The sequence below is a fragment of the Gammaproteobacteria bacterium genome (genome assembly GCA_016199745.1).
Classification (GTDB): domain Bacteria; phylum Pseudomonadota; class Gammaproteobacteria; order Acidiferrobacterales; family Sulfurifustaceae; genus JACQFZ01.
Window position 1 is genome coordinate 30,974 of record JACQFZ010000004.1, and the last position, 16,311, is coordinate 47,284.

Consider the following 16,311-nt stretch of genomic DNA (forward strand, 5'->3'; position numbering starts at 1 on the left):
TTCTCGGCTCGCACGCGACCAACCGCTGGTGTTTGTCGGTATGCGCTCGCAGCGAGTCGCGATTAGCACTTGCATTACGACCCGCACGGACGAATAAGACTGTGACAATCAAGCTGCCACTCCCGTATCGGCTCGCGGCCATCTTTGCGCTTACGTTGGCGGCGCTGACGGTAATCGCGTTTACCACTTTTCGTATCACCGCGCAGGAACAGCCACACAGCCAAGCGGCGGTACGACTGTTCAACCGCATCGCCGCCAGCATCGGCGCGCCGCCGCGAACGGAACGGGCCGCCGAGTTGGCGCGGATACTCGACATCGGCGTCGTCATCCGCGGTGCCGGAACTTACTGGAGCAGCGACCCTAACCTGCCCGATTTGCGCCATATCGGCGTCGCCGATGGCGGTCAGAGCGGTATCGCATTCGCCAACGTGCACGGCACTAAAGTCATGGCACTGCACAACGGCGCTTACGACACATTTATTTTCGGTCTCAACGATCCGTACTTGAGCGCCGGCGGTGTGCTCCGGCTCGTGGTCGGCATCTTTTTGTCGTTGCTGGTGCTGGTCTTCAATTATCTAGCGCTACGTCGATTGTTCGCGCCGATGCGTACGCTGCATCTAGGCATCGATCGCATGCGCGGCGGCGATCTGAACTACCGCGTCAAAGTCACGCGCCAAGACGAGCTCGGCGAGCTGATTCGTGACGTCAACGAAATGGCGAATTGGATCCAGCAGAAACTGCAATCGCAACACCACTTACTGCTCGCCATCGGCCACGAGCTGCACACGCCGCTGACCCGAGCGAAGGTACTACTGGAAATGGTCGAGCCCGGGCAAATCAAAGAAAAGATCAACGACAATCTGGACAAGTTGAACGGTTTGATAAACGCCCTGCTCGAAGCCGAACAGCTCGACTTACACGCCAAGATTCTCAACCTAACGACGTTCGATTTGTTGCCGTTTTTAAAAACCATTATCGATGGCTTTGCCGACGCCGACGTAGTTCGCTTCAGCCACAGTGGCACCACTACGCCGGTACAAGCCGACGAGCTGCGGTTCAGCTTACTAATCCACAATTTGCTGGCCAATGCGATGAAGTACCGCGACGGCAAGCCCATACGCGTTCATGTAAGCTACGAGAAAGATTTTTACTCGATCGACGTCGAGGATCAGGGCTTGGGAATCGACAAGGAACATCTCGAACACATTACTGAGCCGTTCTATCGGACCGATTCGTCGCGCAACCGCGCGACCGGCGGTTTCGGTCTCGGGCTCTATCTCGCCGCTGCCATCGTCAAGGCGCACAAGGGCGAGATGATTATCAACAGCACGCCCGGACAAGGAACACGCGTCACCGTCCGGTTTGCACCCACCGTGCAGTAACGACGCTGTCCATGAGTCATTCCATTCGCTTGATTAGCGATACGTTTCCCAACGACGCGCTCGATCGGTTGCAGCTGCCGGCCGATGAAGTGCATGTCTGGCAAACCGATCTCGAACCCGCCGAATCCGAGGTAACGATACTGCAGGAGCTGCTGTCGACCGATGAGCAGGAGCGTGCGCAGCGATTTCTGCGCGCGCAACATCGCCAATACTTCACGGTCGCGCGCGCTACGTTGCGACGTCTATTGGGGTTCTACCTTGGCATCGATCCGCGGCACGTCCGCTTCTCCTACAACGCCTTCGGCAAACCAGCGCTCGCCGAATCGACCGACTTACAGTTCAGCGTTTCGCATTCGAGCAAGGTGGCGGTCTACGCCTTTACTCGCGGTCGCGAGGTCGGTATCGACGTCGAACGCGTTCGTGCCGACTTTCAGTGCGAACCCATCGCGCAACGATTCTTCGCCGCCGCCGAGTATCAGGCGCTGTGCAACGTTGCACCCGCATTGCGGCCGCAGGCGTTTTTCGCCGGCTGGACCCGCAAAGAAGCGTTCATTAAAGCGGTCGGTCAGGGCTTGTCCTATCCGCTCGATCAATTCGAGGTGTCGTTAACGCCCGGCGCGCCGGCACAACTACTGCGCATTGGCGCCGATCCGAATGCCGCAAAAGACTGGTCACTGTGGTCCATTGCACCGGCGCCGGGCTATATCGGCGCGGTCGTTATCGCACCACCCGTACCGCTCGACTAACAGATCCAGACCGGCGTCCCCGTATTCGCATTCGCTTTCTACCCCAGCTAATGCACCGATTCGCTGATCCGCTATCCGCAAGCTAAGATCGAGCCACCATCATCAGCGCGATCGCCAGTGCCCAACCGTCACGTACCCACTTCGCCCGGCAAGTTATCATCACCCTGGACACCCCTGCGCCAACCGCTATTCCGAGCGCTATGTATCGCCGCGTTCGCCTCGAACATGGGGACATGGATGCATGACGTCAGCGCCGCCTGGCTCATGACGACATTGGCGCCATCGCCGGCGATGGTCGCACTGGTGCGCAGTGCCAGCACCATACCGATGTTTCTATTCGCACTGCCGGCCGGGGCATTGGCCGATGTGGTCGATCGCCGACGACTGTTACTGTTCACTCAGTCACTGATGCTCGCGGCCGCCGGCACACTGGCGATCCTGACGCTGCTCGATGTCACGACACCGCTGCTGTTGCTGGCCCTCACTTTCGCCTTGGGCCTCGGCACCGCGTTGAACGCGCCGGCGTGGCAATCGATCCTGGTCGAGCTGGTGCCGCGGTCGCAGATCGCCGCCGCGATTGGTATCAACAGCGCTTCGATCAATCTGGCGCGCTCGATCGGTCCGGCGATCGGTGGATTACTGATTGCCGCCCTTGGCCCGGCGGCCAACTTCGCGGTCAACGCCGTCTCGTTCTGCGGCGTGATGGTCGTACTCTATCGCTGGCGCCGGCAACCGGTCGAAAGCGTACTGCCGGCCGAGCGCATTGTCGGCGCCATGCGCACCGGCTTGCGTTATGTGCGCCACGAACCGGCGGTGCTAGCAGTGCTGGCACGTTCGAGCACTTTCACGATTTTCGCCAGCGCGTTGCTAGCGCTATTGCCGGCGCTCGCGCGCTTCGAGCTGGGTCGCGGTCCGGCCGGCTATGGTGTGCTGCTCGGATTCTTCGGCATCGGCGCTGTCATCACCGCCACCCAACTGCCACGATGGCGCGAACACTTGCCGGCCGAGCGCATCGTCGCCTTTACCACATTGCCGTTCGCCGGCAGCATGCTGGTATTGGCATGGACGCCGTACCCGGCGCTGGTGGATACGGCAGTGTTTGTCGCCGGCGGCTGTTGGCTGACGCTGGTATCGACGTTCAACACCAGCATCCAAGCGGTAGTTCCGAGTTGGGTCCGTGGACGCGTGCTGGCCGTATCGATCCTGGTGTTCTTCGGCGGCATGGCCAGCGGCAGCGCGCTGTGGGGTTTCGTCGCCGCTGCCTTCAACTTATCGACCGCGTTCGTTGCCGCCGCCATCGGCCTACTCGTCAGCCTCTACGCGACCCATCGCCTCCGCATCGCCCGCGGCGAAGCGCTCGACTTGTCGCCGTCGGCACATTGGCCGGCGCCGAACGTCATCAAAGCATTGGCCCACGATCGCGGGCCGGTAGTCGTTACCGTCGATTACCGCATCGATCCGCAAAAACTCCGGCACTTCCGGCGCGTCATGCAACGCGTGCGCCGTATCCGCCGGCGCGACGGCGCGATCAACTGGGGATTATTGGCCGATGTCGCCGATGCGGCACATTTCAGCGAGACCTTCGTCGTCGAATCCTGGTTGGAACATCTACGTCAACACGAACGCGTCACTGTCGCCGATCGCGCGGTGTTGGACAAAGCGCGTTCGTTCCATGTCGGCGACGATCCGATACCAGTGACGCACTACATTGTCGAACCGCTTTCGTGATCGATGTTATTCTAGCGCCATGACAACTCGGAAACCGGCAATGGCGAAGAAACGCCTCTACAAAGTTATTTTCATGAACCAAGGAATTGTGTACGAGTTGTACGCGCGCCACGTCGGCCAGAGCGACCTCTACGGTTTTATCGAGATCGAGCAAATCGTGTTCGGCGAAAAATCCGCGGTCGTCATCGACCCCACCGAGGAGCGGCTGCGCTTAGAGTTCGATGGGGTCAACGTTTCCTATATTCCGATGCACGCGGTCGTGCGTATCGACGAAGTTGAAAAACAAGGCGCGGCGAAAATCGTTTCGCTGACCGGCAAAGGCGACGATTCGGTGACGCCGTTTCCGTTTCTAGCCGGTGGTCCGGGACCCAAGAAGAGCGGGCGCGATTGATACGTCGGCGGTCGTCGCGAACTGCTGCAGTTGTGGGAAAAATTCGAAGAAATGCGCCTGTAGCGGCGCGTAATTCCGTTGTAGCTCCTCCACCGCCGTCGCCAACGGTGCGGCACGCTCGCGGTAGCGGCAACGACGCGCCAAACCGTTGAGGGCAGCGTCGATCGACTCGATCTCGGCGTACGCGCTCAGCCAGTCGTCGTTGGCCATGCGCGGCAAAACATACTGCAAGCGCTCCGGAAAATTCGCCAACTGCGGCAACAGCACGCGATAGACAGCCTGCGTGAATACGATCAATGGTCGCGCGCTGTAACGCGACCAATATCGCGCCAGAAAATGATCGTAAAAAATATCGACCAACACACCGGCGAAGCGGCGACGCTCGGCGCTGATCAACCCACAGCTCGCCCGCACCAACGGGTGTCGGTCGGTATACCGATCGATCGCGCGGTGCAAAAGAATCGCCGTCCGCACTTCTGGGCCCCACTGCTCCAACGCACGGCCTTTCACGAAGTCGCCTAACAACGCGCCGGTCAATGCCTGCGGCGTCTGCTGCGACAGGAAGACATGCGCCAGATAATTCATCGTTATTTTTTCTCTTCTTCGGGAAACAAATTCAATTCGCCGGAGCAATAGGCGAGCGCGCCGTCGATGAGGCGCGCCGCCGACGTGTAACGATGCGGCTGCGTACGCTGCGCGTCCATGATGTGGAACACCTCGACATTGCGTACCTTCAAATAATCGGCGATCAACGACCGATGGCACCGCCACCATACCGCCTCGGCGCACAGCAACGCTGCGCGCTCGTCCATGGCGATCACCGCGACTTGCTCGATCGCCTGCTGGAAATCGGCTGTCTCCATATAATCAGCGTAGCCGCGAAACGACAGATCGCGCCAACCGATGTTGCGCGAGTCCGGACGCGGCAGCCGCCGGCCGCCGAGCTCGGGCATGGCGTGATAACGAATAGTCGCGGCGGCGAGATCGACCGCCAGCGGCTCGCGATTGAAATGCGGGTGACGACGCGACGCCGGAAAGCGGCGCACGTCGATCAGCGTCTGAATATGATGCGCTTGCAACAACGCCAGGAACTCATCGAAGCTACGCGTCGAATGGCCGACGGTCCAAATTATGAAGCCCATCGGCGGTTACCTTTACATGCGATCCTGCATGCCCTCCACGCCACCAACCTCGGCGCAGTGCGCGCAACAGTAAAACGCACCGCCGTGCTCCGTGCCGTGGCCGACAATACGGCAGCCACAATGCGCACAGCGCGGCGCCAAGGCGTGAATCGCACACTCCAACGAATCGAAGGTGTGACAGTCACCATCGACCATTAGCACCTGAAACGCCTTGTCGTAATCGTTGCCGCAGACTTCGCATTGGGCCATTTCTGCCTCCTTGGCATCAACGACGGCGCAAAGACACTGCGATGCACACCGTCGCCGCCCATCCTAAAGTGCGCCAGAGGTTAGCACGGCACATTCCAACGAAAACAGATGAGGGACATTAGGGTGAACGGTGGCGCATGCCGGCAGTTTTTGAAACACCTCAGCGATCGTGCTCGATGACATTGGCGCTCTAGCTGTTTCCGCCGATTACACCACGGACCAGTCAACAAATGGTTTGCGCAGTGTGAGGTGCCCTATTAAGGTAGTGTTGACTGAGATCGACAACATCAAGAAGGCCGATAGGGTCAAGTTGGAAACAGAATCCAAGATCAAATGTCTGATGGAAGGGGCAAATAAGGCACGCGACGCCGCCTATAGCCAGCGCCACGACATTGGGCGACCTAATGACAGCGGAGAACGAAATCGAACTGGCGGATTCTTGCGCTAGGTAAAGTCAAGGAACTTCTACCCAAAGGAGGTCAGACATGAGCGAACCTAACATACAGCTAATTTTGGCTGTTTTGCAGGTCAGCCTGCGGACATCGAATGAACTGACTGTGATGTTGGAGCGCGCTCAGATGGAGAAGCGAGACATTACCGATCAAGAGATCGATGACCTTAAGAACGGCAATGATATCTTGAGCGAAGACCTGATCAGACGGTTGCGGTCCACTCCGCCGGCTGACTGAAAAGGCACCTTTGTCGATTATCAGCCAGTAGCAAAGCATGAGCGCAACCGGGCAAAATAACCGATCACAATAACGGGGACCCGCTCGATGATAGCGACCACCGCTGGTTTGATGCCGTAAAGCACACCGGCGACTGCCGGCACATCACCGACGGCGAGGTAAATCCAACTGAGTGCGATCAAAATGAAAAGCGACGGCAACACGAACAACGCGCCGGCGACGATGCCGCCCCAGGCGCCATGCATCAACCAACCGATATACGTCGCCAGCTGCTGCGCCTCCGGCCCAGGCAGCACCATGCAGTAGTTGAGTGCATGCCGGAAACGCTGTTCGGAGATCCAACGCCGGCGCTCGACCAATTCTTGATGCATGAGCGCAATCTGCCCGGCTGGACCGCCGAAACTGATAAAACCGAGCTTCAGCCAGTAACGCAGTGCCTCGCCGAACGATATATGGCGTGGTTCGGCAACGACAACAGTGGATGCCAACGACACAATCCCCCAAACAGAGCGAGCGCGAATACGCCGTGCGCGCGTTATGGCAGGGGCCGCTGACAGCAGAAAGACGAATCGCTTATTACCTAATATGAAACCGCGAGCGCACCGGTTTACCGCTGCTCATCTCGATCTTGCGCCAGCCGCCGTCGTCGTTCATCGTCACCCAGCGTCGCTCTTCCTAGCGATAGAACCAGTCCTTGTCCATCTCGTAGTACAACGCGTGCACGATCCGCTCGGCCGTCGCCTCCTCGCCGACGTGATAAGCCCAGATATTTTTGCACCGCATCACCGAACTAAAACTGATTTACAGCAGATGCAATCGCCCTATTCCTACGGGCGGGCCGACGCCGAGTGGTGACTAAACGGTCGGCTTGCGCTTGACGACAATGATGGGATTGGTGAAGAGCACCGAGTTCGGAATGAGCACGCGACTGACGTCGTTGTCGAGCGTGGTATAGCGCAGATCGATGGCGATCACCATGCCTTCTTGGCCGGTGACATTGACGCAGTCATTGATGTCGAACGGTCGGTAGATCAGCAACAACACGCCGGCCAGCACGTTGGAAATCGTATCGCGCAACGCGAAGCCGAGCGCAAAGCCGGTGAGGCCGAGGCCAGCGACCAATGCCGAGATATTGATACCGAGGGTACCGATAGCGGTGACAATGCCGAACGTCACCAACACGATGTGGACGGAACGCGAGCACAGCGACACTACCAGCGCATTCATCCGCAAGCGCCCCACTACCCGTCCCAACGCCCGGTCCGACAGGCGCGCCGCTAACCAGAAGATCAGGAAGATCAGCACCGCAACCAGGACGCGCGGGCCCCAGGTAAGCAGCAACTCCAGTGCGCGTTCACTGGTGGCATGAAAAAAATCGTTCATTGAGTCACGCACGACGGATCCATTCCCTAATTTGAGTTGTGGTTTTGGTAATGCCACTGACGGAGGGATTGTGCAGTACATCGTCGAACCGCGGAAGCGGCAAGATCCGCATTCCGCAGACTAAAAATCCCCGTCAACAAAGGGCCTTATGTCTATCACCAGCGTCGGTACGTAGGAAGAGTTAGATGCGGGTAAAAAATAACGGCACTCGATACTACCCCCACCCTAACCCTCCCCCGCGCCGTTGCGGGGGAGGGTTAGGGTGGGGGTATTTTTTAAGGCAGCTCTTAAAAATTCTACAAATCTACGTTCGCTTGCGGCGATCAGCGCCCGCTGGTTTGCGGCGAGTTGTCGATGAGTTATTGCGCCCTCTAATCGGTGCGGCTGATCGGACACGCGAAGACGACTTCTTCGGCGCCGTCGGTGGGCGCAGATCGACGCTGCGATAAAGCTCGTCCATGACTTCCTTATCGAGATCGTCGAACCGCCCCGGCCGCACCAGTCGCGGCAAGGTCGCGACGCCGTAACGTACGCGGATCAATCGACTCACGGTCGCGCCGACCGCTTCCCACATGCGTCGTACTTCGCGGTTGCGCCCTTCGCGAATGACCACGTGATACCAATGATTCGCACCGGTGCCGCCGGCATCGGCGACGCTCTCGAAACGCGCCGGACCGTCTTCGAGCGTTACGCCTTCGGTCAGCTGCTTGATCATCTCCGGCGTCACTGCGCCCAACACGCGCACGGCATATTCGCGCTCGATCTCGGCCGACGGATGCATGAGGCGATGCGCTAGATCACCGTCGGTGGTGAACAGCATCAATCCGGAGGAATTCATATCGAGCCGACCGATAGCGATCCAGCGGCTATTGCGGAGCGTCGGTAAATTGTCGAACACCGTCGGCCGACCTTCAGGATCGTTGCGCGTCGTCACTTCGCCCTCGGGCTTGTGATAAACGAGCACGCGCGGCTTCGGCGTAAACGTCGGCTTCGGCAGCACCCGACCGTCGATGCGCAGGATTTGCTCCGGACCGACGCGATCGCCGAGCTTAGCCGGGCGGCCATCGATGGTGACGCGACCTTGCTCGATCCAACGTTCCATCTCGCGGCGCGAGCCGGCGCCAGCGCGCGCTAATACTTTTTGCAGTTTCTCGCCGGCGGGAGCGTCAGCGGCGGGCGGGCGATTTTTGAAAGTCATGATGATCTCTGCGCAGGCATAGACAAGTCGGTCGGACCGAGCACAACGAATCTAAAAAACGTTAATGGATAGTGTATCGGCCTGCCGCAGGGAGCCACGAATGTTGCGACTAAAGGAACAGTCGTTCGGCCCTACCTGCCCCCGCGCGAACGCGCTAGTTCTACTCGTCGGTCGAGCTGGCGGAATGCACCAACTCTGGCGTCGGTTCGGCCTCGGCGGTTTCATCGCTCGCCGATGCATAGGTCGGCGATTCGTTGGCGGTATTGCCGTCGCCGGTCGATTCGTTATCAGCCGTGGACGCCTCGCCTCGAGCCACTGCCTCGCCGGCAGCAGCGCGGGCATCGAGCTCGGCACCGATAAGGGCGATGTCGCGCAACTCGGCCAGCGGCGGCAACTCATCGAGCTTGCCTAAGCTGAAATATTCCAGAAACTCGCGGGTTGTACCGTAAAGCGCCGGCCGGCCAGGAACTTCTTTGCGGCCGACTTCGCGAATCCAATCGCGTTGCATCAACGTCTTGATGATCTCGGTGCTGACACCGACGCCGCGGATGTCTTCGATATCGCCGCGCGTCACCGGCTGGCGATAAGCAATGATGGCAAGCGTCTCGAGCAACGCCCGCGAGTAGCGCGCCGGCCGCTCTTCCACCAACCGCGCCAACCACGACGAATACTTCTCGCGCGTCTGCAGGCGATAAGCTTTTTCAATCTGCTTAAGCTCGATGCCACGCTCGGCGTATTCCTGTTCCAGTTGCTGCAGCACGTCGCGAATCTCGTCGCGCGTCGGCCGCGAATCTTCCGGAAACATTGCCGCCATGCGATCCAGCGTCAACGGTTGGCCGGCAACCAGCAACGCCGCTTCGACGATGTTCTTCACTTCGGGATTGACGGCGCTCGCGCTCGTCTCGGGAGGGGTTTCAATCTCACTCATCGATATGACTCACCTAGGCAGCCGCCTTCACGTGAATGGGCGCATACGGTTCTTGTTGGATCGCGACGATCAGCGATTCTTTAAGTAATTCGAGTATAGCTATGAAAGTCACGACCAAACCCAATCTTCCTTCGTGCGGTTCGAACAGCGACTGGAAGCTCAAGAATTCTTGCGCCTGTACCCGCGCCAGGATTTCGGTCATGCGCTCGCGCACCGACAACGGTTCGAGTTTTACTCGATGGTGCCGATGCAACGCCGCCCGCTCCATCACCTGCCGGAACGCCTCGACCAGATCGTCCAATGCCACGTTCGGCGGCGTCTTGGTCCGCGGGATGTGATCTGGATCGGTGACGACTAAGTGGATATCGCGGCCAACGCGCGGCAACTGATCGATGCCTTCGGCCGCCTGGCGGTAACGCTCGTATTCCTGCAACCGGCGCACGAGCTCAGCGCGCGGATCGGTCTCTTCGGCCGCGACCGCCTGCGGCCGCGGTAACAGCATGCGCGATTTGATCTCGGCCAACATCGCCGCCATCAGCAGGTATTCCGCGGCGAGCTCGATCTTCAGCACCACCATGAGGTCGATATAGCGCATGTACTGACGCGTTACCTCGGCGATCGGAATGTCGAGGATGTCGAGATTTTCTTTGCGGATCAGATACAGCAACAGGTCGAGCGGGCCTTCGAAGGTCTCCTCGAGGAACACCTCGAGCGCGTTCGGCGGGATATACAGATCTTGCGGTAACTCGGTATAGGCATCGCCGCGTACGAGCGCAATGCGGGTCGCTAACGGTGCTTCGATCGGCGTATCGGTCATGCGTATCCTAGCCCCATCACGTTGCGCACTTCGGATAATGTTTCTTCGGCGATGTCGCGCGCGCGCCGGCAACCGTCGGCGACGATGCTGCGCACGCCGGCGGCATCGCGTGCGAATTCGGCGGCGCGCTCTTGGATCGGCTGCAGCTCCTTGAGCACGGCATCGATCACCGGTTTCTTACATTCTAGGCAACCAATGCCGGCAGTGGTGCAACCTTCACGCACCCAGGCTTTGGTTTTCTCGTCGGAATAGACCGTGTGGAATTCCCAGACTGGGCACTTTTCCGGATTACCCGGGTCGGTGCGACGCACGCGCGCCGGATCGGTCGGCATGGTCTTGAGCTTGGTTTCGACTTCCTGCGGCTCGTCGCGCAGCGAGATGACGTTGTTGTACGACTTCGACATCTTGCGACCGTCGAGGCCCGGCATCTTCGAGGATTCGGTCAATAGCGGTTGCGGTTCCGGCAGGATGATCTTGCCGCCACCTTCGAGGTAACCGTAGAGTCGTTCTTTATCGCCGAGGGCAATGTTCTTCTGCCGTTCGAGCAACGCATGCGCCCGGCCGATGGCGTCTTGCTCGCCCCGCTCCAGATACGCGGCACGTAAATCGCGATAGAGCTTGGCGTTCTTCTTGCCCATCTTTTGGATCGCCTCTTCCGCGCGCGCCTCGTAACCGGGCTCGCGGCCATACAAATGATTGAAGCGACGCGCGATTTCGCGCGTGAGCTCGACGTGCGGCACTTGGTCTTCGCCGACCGGCACGTAAGACGAACGGTAAATGAGAATATCAGCGCTTTGCAGCAGCGGATAGCCAAGAAATCCGTAGGTCGATAGGTCTTTTTCCTTAAGCTGCGCCTGCTGATCTTTATAGGTCGGCACCCGCTCGAGCCATGACAACGGCGTGATCATCGATAGCAGTGTGTGCAGCTCGGCGTGCTGCGGCACGCGCGATTGGATAAAGAGCGTGGCGGTATTCGGATCGACACCGGCGGCGAGCCAATCGGTGACCATGTCCCAGACGCTGTCGGCGATGACGTGCGGCTCTTCGTAATGCGTGGTCAGCGCGTGCCAGTCGGCAATGAAGAAATAACATTCGTATTCGTTCTGCAGCCGAACCCAATTCTTGAGCACGCCGTGGTAGTGGCCGAGATGCAGCCGACCGGTCGGGCGCATGCCCGATAGCACGCGTGGGGTCTGGGCGGTCAGGACGGCGCTCATTGCAAGAGACTCACCAGCGAAAAAATCGTGTGTTGCACAAACGCTATCGGCGGACCGAGGATCGTCCCCAAAATGTGAAAGGAGTTCTCGGTAACGAACAACGCCAACAAAACGAAGAAGCCATAGGGCTCGACCTGACTCAACTGCCAAGAAAGACGGCCGGGCAATAGGCCGACGGCAATACGTCCGCCATCCAGCGGCGGCAATGGCAACAAGTTGAGCATCATCAAAACAGCGTTAATCTCGACGCCTTTGACACCCATGTAAACTAACGCCGCCCCCGCCGATCCAAAACCTTCCGGAATGCTTGTACCCAGCACAGCTGCCAAACCCCAGAAAGCCGCCATCAGCAAATTGGCGAACGGACCGGCCGCAGCGACGTACACCATATCTCGTTTTGGGTGCCGTAAATTTTCGGCGGTCACGGGAATCGGCTTGGCCCAGCCGAAGGCACCGCCGCCGGCCAACAGCAGCAGCAGCGGCACCAGCACGGTACCAATCGGGTCGATGTGCTTGAACGGATTGAGCGTCAACCGGCCGAGACGCTGCGCTGTTGCGTCACCCAGGCGTTTCGCCATCCAACCGTGAGCCACTTCGTGAACGGTGATGGCGAACAACATGGGGATTATCGCAACGGCGATGGACTGAGGGAGTGTTAAATCTTGCATCGGCCGGCGAGTATATCAGGGCCGGCGGTCGCGGCGCAGTAGCCCTGCGGGGGCTGGGATCGATCCCTCAGGCTTCTGCTGGTAGTGAGCCTAATCCTTTCGTGTCGCCTCGCCCCTGCCGGGCTATTTCGACAACGCCGTCGCCCAGCACGATAACCGTCGTCGGCTCGAGTCCGCAATTGCCACCATCGATGATGAGGTCCACGTGATGCTCCAAGCGATCGCGGATGATCTCAGGATCGTTTAACGGCAACGTCTCGTCCGGCAAAATCAACGTCGAGCTCATCAACGGCTCGCGCAGCTCGGCTAACAGTGCTTGGGCAATAATATGATCGGGAACCCGCAGACCGATGGTCTTGCGCCGAGGATTTTGCAGTCGCCGCGGCACTTCGCGCGTAGCCGGCAATATAAAGGTGTAAGGCCCCGGTGTGTAAGCACGCAAGATGCGGTAATCGGCGTTACTGAGTCGGGCGTATAAGGCGACGTCAGACAGGTCGCGGCAGACCAGCGTGAAGTTGTGCCGATCGTTAACCGCGCGAATGCGGCGGATACGCTCCATCGCTGCCTTGTCGCCAATATGACAACCGATGGCATAGCTCGAGTCAGTCGGATAAACGACGACGCCGCCGTCGTGCACAATCTCGACCGCGCGTTTGATCAAGCGCGATTGCGGATTGTCCGGATGGATTTGGAAATACTGCGCCATGGAGTTAGCTCTTTATGCGTGCGCCCGACTTACTAAAAAGTCAGGCGTTGACGGTACCTTCGAATGCACTCCACACCGGCGTCACCGCTGCCGGCAACATTGCGAGCCTACCTAGATCCGCCCATGATTTTTCCGGTCCGTGATAATCGGATCCGACCGAGCCTAGCAATCCGTACTCACAGGCGATTTGCGCAAACCGCTCGGTATCTGCCGGTCCGTGGCTTCCCGATATCACTTCAATCGCCCGCCCGCCGCAATCGATAAATTCTCGTAGCAGTTTTTTAAGTTTGCCGCTGCTGACCCGATAACGGGCCGGATGTGCCAAAACCGCGATGCCACCGGCGCCGCAAATCCAGCCAACTGCCTCGTCAAGCCGCGCCCATTGTCCCGACACATGCGCCGGGCGTCCTTGGCCGAGGTATTGTTTAAAGGCCTGCTTGCTATCCCTAACGAAGCCATGTGTTACCAAAAATTGCGCAAAATGGGTACGCGATAGAATCGCGCCCCGAGCGAGCTGCCGTACGTAGTCGTACGCCCCTTCGATATTTTTCTTACGTAACCGCCGATCGATTTCTTGCGCACGCCAATTGCGCTGTTCGCGTATCCCCGCCAATCCTTGCTGCAAGGCCGCATTCGCCGGATCGATCGCCAAACCGACGATATGCAAGGTCTCGCGTTCCCATGTCACCGAAATTTCCACCCCCGGCAGCAGCCGCAATCCCAATTTCTCACCGGCGACCTGGGCCTCCGCTAAACCGTCGGTAACGTCATGATCGGTCAGCGCCAGCGTCGTCACGCCGTTGGCATGTGCTCGCGTCACCAACTCGGTTGGCGTCAGCGTACCGTCAGAATGCAGGGAATGGGCGTGCAAATCGTACGCGGGGGGCATGAGTTTCGACTGACCTTCGTCACCTAAAAGACCGGCTATCCTTATGGGTATGAACCTTGCAACGAATCTGCCCATGGACAGCGTGACCGTAAGTCTCGCCGATGCAGAACGCCGCTACAAGCAGGCAGCGGAAAGCATTCTGGACGCCTATAAGGCCCGCGGGCCGGCGCAGGCCGATCCGGTCACCCCTTGCCAACTCAACGCCGCCATCGAACAGTTCCTCGCGTCCGGTATTCAGCTGGAACGCGCCAACGGTGACAATCCGTGGATGGGCGGCGACAAAATCAGCGAGCTCGGCGACTATGGTATCTCGCTGCTAATGGATTTAAGCGTTTGGGCGCAGCAACTCGGCCTGGACGAAGCTGACAGCGAATTCGAAGAGATCGCGCTGTCGTTTGCCGATTGGGTCATGCGCCATGGCGGCGAGATTCGCACGCTCGAACCGATCGTCGATGCACTGGCGCGCTTTGCCAACCGAGCGCGCGATACCGAATCATTAGTAACGCTGACAGACTTGATGACACGGGTGGTTCACGCCACCGCGCCGGCGGCGCGGCTCGACCTCACACGGAGTTATGCCAACCCCGCGTGGCGCTTGTTAAACCTTAATCGAGCGATTGTCGCTACCCGCACGCATGACCTCGTGCTCATGGAGCAGGTATTTGACGAACTGGTCGATTACCTCCCTGACGCCGCATCGCGGTTTTTTGCCGAAGGCATGCAGCAGATGGACCGGTTCGATTATCCGGTACCGGTGCGTGAAGTCATGGGACGTTACTTCGACCGCTGGACGCGGCGAACGATGCACTGACCCAAGCTATCCCTGGGTGAGTCCCCCTCTCCCCATCCCTCTCCCGCGAGGGGCGAGGGAGATCATGTTCGCTACGCGTTGAATGATCGACCGCTGGACACGCCGGACGTTGCACTGACATAGCCCTTCTTCCCCCTCCTTATTGCCTTGCTTTGGTTGCGACCCGCGGCGCACTGATGCGAGAATAGCCGCCTTTCCTGGCGTCTAAATCCCATGAAATTCCTGTACGACCTGTTTCCGTTGCTGCTGTTTTTTGCCGCCTTCAAGGCGTATGACATCTATACGGCATCGGCCGTGGCGATCGTGGCATCGTTCGTTCAGGTCGGCGGCTACTGGCTCAAGCATCGACGCTTCGAAACGATGCATTTAATCACGCTCGCCATCATCGTCGTTTTCGGCGGCCTTACAATCGCGTTGCACGACGACACCTTCATTAAATGGAAACCGACTCTGGTTTACTGGGTGCTCGGCGGGCTGGTCCTCGGCAGCCAATGGTTTGGAAAAAAAACCGCGGTCGAACGGATGTTGGGCAATCAACTGACCCTACCGGCGGCGGTCTGGGCGCGGCAAAACATTAGCTGGGGCCTGTTCTTTCTCGTGCTCGGCACGCTCAATCTATACGTCGCGTTTTACTTCCGGCTCGATCTCGACGCCGAAACGCGACAAAACATTTGGGTCAATTTCAAGGTGTTTGGCCTACTCGGGCTGACCTTCATCTTCATGCTCGCCCAAGGAATGCTGCTGGCGCGCCATCTTCCCGATAAACCCGGAAAACAAACCGATCGGACGTCATAACGTTTATGTATTACGTCATCAAAGGGACAGACCGTGCCGATAGCTTGGCACAGCGGCTGGCGGTACGACCGGCGCACGTAGAACGGCTGAAAGCGTTGCAACAGCAAGGCCGGCTGTTGCTCGCCGGCCCGTTGCCGGCGATCGACAGCGAAGATCCCGGCCCAGCCGGATTCGTCGGCAGCTTGATCGTCGCTGAGTTCGAATCGCTCGACGAGGCTAACCGCTGGGCGCAGGCCGATCCGTACATCGCTGCCGGTGTTTACACCGCTGTCACCGTCGAACCGTTTCGCAAGGTCTTTCCGTAAATGGACCGCGTCACCGTTATTGAGGCCCGGCTGCGGGCGGCGCTGATGCCGGAACATATCGAAATCACCGATGAGAGCGCCGCCCATGCCGGTCACGCCGGTGCCCGCGGCGGCGCCGGGCACTATGCACTGACGATCGTGTCGCCACAGTTTAAAGGCCAAACGGCAATCGCCCGCCATCGAATGATTTATCAGGCGCTAGGCGAGTTGATGCACCATGAAATTCATGCACTACGCATCAATGCGTTAACACCGGAAGAACAGTAA

The 16,311-nt window shown here is 59.0% G+C and carries 20 protein-coding genes and 1 pseudogene; 9 read left to right on the forward strand and 12 right to left on the reverse strand.

Annotated features, from left to right (window positions below; translation table 11 throughout):
* Positions 1-101 precede the first annotated feature (101 nt).
* The 4 genes from HY308_00745 to HY308_00760 all read left to right on the forward strand — a co-directional run bounded on the left by HY308_00745 (position 102) and on the right by HY308_00760 (position 4,247).
* The gene (locus HY308_00745; protein ID MBI3896805.1) at positions 102-1,382 is read left to right on the forward strand and encodes a HAMP domain-containing histidine kinase; all 1,281 of its coding nucleotides are present in this window, start codon (positions 102-104) and stop codon (positions 1,380-1,382) included.
* Between the two features lie 11 nt (positions 1,383-1,393).
* Positions 1,394-2,128, forward strand: a complete 735-nt coding sequence (locus tag HY308_00750; protein MBI3896806.1) for a 4'-phosphopantetheinyl transferase superfamily protein — start codon at positions 1,394-1,396, stop codon at positions 2,126-2,128.
* A gap of 117 nt (positions 2,129-2,245) precedes the next feature.
* A complete protein-coding gene (locus HY308_00755) occupies positions 2,246-3,856 on the forward strand; it encodes an MFS transporter (GenBank protein ID MBI3896807.1) in 1,611 nt (536 codons plus the stop codon).
* Between the two features lie 40 nt (positions 3,857-3,896).
* The gene (locus HY308_00760) at positions 3,897-4,247 is read left to right on the forward strand and encodes a DUF1820 family protein (protein ID MBI3896808.1); all 351 of its coding nucleotides are present in this window, start codon (positions 3,897-3,899) and stop codon (positions 4,245-4,247) included.
* Here the strand turns inward: HY308_00760 and HY308_00765 are convergent.
* Genes HY308_00765 through HY308_00775 form a run of 3 tightly spaced genes read right to left on the reverse strand, consistent with a single transcriptional unit; the run spans position 4,206 to position 5,638 of the window.
* Positions 4,206-4,832 carry a DUF479 domain-containing protein gene (locus HY308_00765; GenBank protein MBI3896809.1) on the reverse strand — a complete coding sequence of 209 codons (627 nt, stop codon included), beginning with the start codon at positions 4,830-4,832 and terminating at the stop codon, positions 4,206-4,208. The two genes, HY308_00760 and HY308_00765, sit on opposite strands and share 42 nt — an antisense overlap.
* A 2-nt stretch (positions 4,833-4,834) precedes the next feature.
* The gene (locus HY308_00770; GenBank protein ID MBI3896810.1) at positions 4,835-5,389 is read right to left on the reverse strand and encodes a DUF488 domain-containing protein; all 555 of its coding nucleotides are present in this window, start codon (positions 5,387-5,389) and stop codon (positions 4,835-4,837) included.
* 12 nt (positions 5,390-5,401) lie between these two features.
* Positions 5,402-5,638, reverse strand: coding sequence for a hypothetical protein (locus tag HY308_00775; GenBank protein ID MBI3896811.1), 237 nt, complete (start codon positions 5,636-5,638; stop codon positions 5,402-5,404).
* Positions 5,639-6,123: 485 nt separating this feature from the next.
* On the opposite strand from HY308_00775, the gene HY308_00780 reads away from it, so the two are divergent.
* Positions 6,124-6,327, forward strand: a complete 204-nt coding sequence (locus HY308_00780) for a hypothetical protein (protein ID MBI3896812.1) — start codon at positions 6,124-6,126, stop codon at positions 6,325-6,327.
* A gap of 86 nt (positions 6,328-6,413) precedes the next feature.
* Here HY308_00780 and HY308_00785 read toward each other — a convergent pair.
* From HY308_00785 to HY308_00825, 9 genes and pseudogenes are all read right to left on the reverse strand, one after another.
* Positions 6,414-6,815: pseudogene (locus HY308_00785) on the reverse strand (chromate transporter).
* A 367-nt stretch (positions 6,816-7,182) separates the two neighbouring features.
* Positions 7,183-7,722 (reverse strand): mechanosensitive ion channel, encoded by a 540-nt coding sequence (locus tag HY308_00790; GenBank protein MBI3896813.1) that lies wholly within the window; start codon positions 7,720-7,722, stop codon positions 7,183-7,185.
* A 292-nt stretch (positions 7,723-8,014) separates the two neighbouring features.
* Complete coding sequence (gene rluB / locus HY308_00795) at positions 8,015-8,908, reverse strand: 23S rRNA pseudouridine(2605) synthase RluB (GenBank protein MBI3896814.1); 894 nt, start codon at positions 8,906-8,908, stop codon at positions 8,015-8,017.
* A 160-nt stretch (positions 8,909-9,068) separates the two neighbouring features.
* Entirely contained in the window at positions 9,069-9,836 is a 768-nt protein-coding gene (scpB, locus tag HY308_00800) for an SMC-Scp complex subunit ScpB (protein MBI3896815.1), read from the reverse strand.
* 13 nt (positions 9,837-9,849) lie between these two features.
* Positions 9,850-10,653, reverse strand: a complete 804-nt coding sequence (locus HY308_00805) for a segregation/condensation protein A (GenBank protein MBI3896816.1) — start codon at positions 10,651-10,653, stop codon at positions 9,850-9,852.
* Positions 10,650-11,870 (reverse strand): tryptophan--tRNA ligase, encoded by a 1,221-nt coding sequence (locus HY308_00810; protein ID MBI3896817.1) that lies wholly within the window; start codon positions 11,868-11,870, stop codon positions 10,650-10,652. Before HY308_00810 ends, HY308_00805 begins: the two co-directional genes overlap by 4 nt.
* Complete coding sequence (locus HY308_00815) at positions 11,867-12,538, reverse strand: site-2 protease family protein (GenBank protein MBI3896818.1); 672 nt, start codon at positions 12,536-12,538, stop codon at positions 11,867-11,869. The genes HY308_00810 and HY308_00815 overlap by 4 nt, the downstream gene beginning before the upstream one ends.
* 67 nt (positions 12,539-12,605) lie before the next feature.
* Complete coding sequence (locus HY308_00820; protein MBI3896819.1) at positions 12,606-13,244, reverse strand: threonylcarbamoyl-AMP synthase; 639 nt, start codon at positions 13,242-13,244, stop codon at positions 12,606-12,608.
* Positions 13,245-13,284: 40 nt separating this feature from the next.
* Complete coding sequence (locus HY308_00825; protein ID MBI3896820.1) at positions 13,285-14,133, reverse strand: PHP domain-containing protein; 849 nt, start codon at positions 14,131-14,133, stop codon at positions 13,285-13,287.
* Positions 14,134-14,206: 73 nt separating this feature from the next.
* Between HY308_00825 and HY308_00830 the strand changes: the two genes are divergently transcribed.
* From HY308_00830 to HY308_00845, 4 genes are all read left to right on the forward strand, one after another.
* Positions 14,207-14,944, forward strand: coding sequence for a hypothetical protein (locus HY308_00830; protein ID MBI3896821.1), 738 nt, complete (start codon positions 14,207-14,209; stop codon positions 14,942-14,944).
* Between the two features lie 213 nt (positions 14,945-15,157).
* Positions 15,158-15,739: a septation protein A gene (locus tag HY308_00835; protein MBI3896822.1), complete on the forward strand. Its 582-nt coding sequence runs from the start codon at positions 15,158-15,160 to the stop codon at positions 15,737-15,739.
* Between the two features lie 5 nt (positions 15,740-15,744).
* Entirely contained in the window at positions 15,745-16,044 is a 300-nt protein-coding gene (locus HY308_00840; protein MBI3896823.1) for a YciI family protein, read from the forward strand.
* Positions 16,045-16,311 (forward strand): BolA family transcriptional regulator, encoded by a 267-nt coding sequence (locus tag HY308_00845; protein ID MBI3896824.1) that lies wholly within the window; start codon positions 16,045-16,047, stop codon positions 16,309-16,311. It abuts the gene before it with no gap.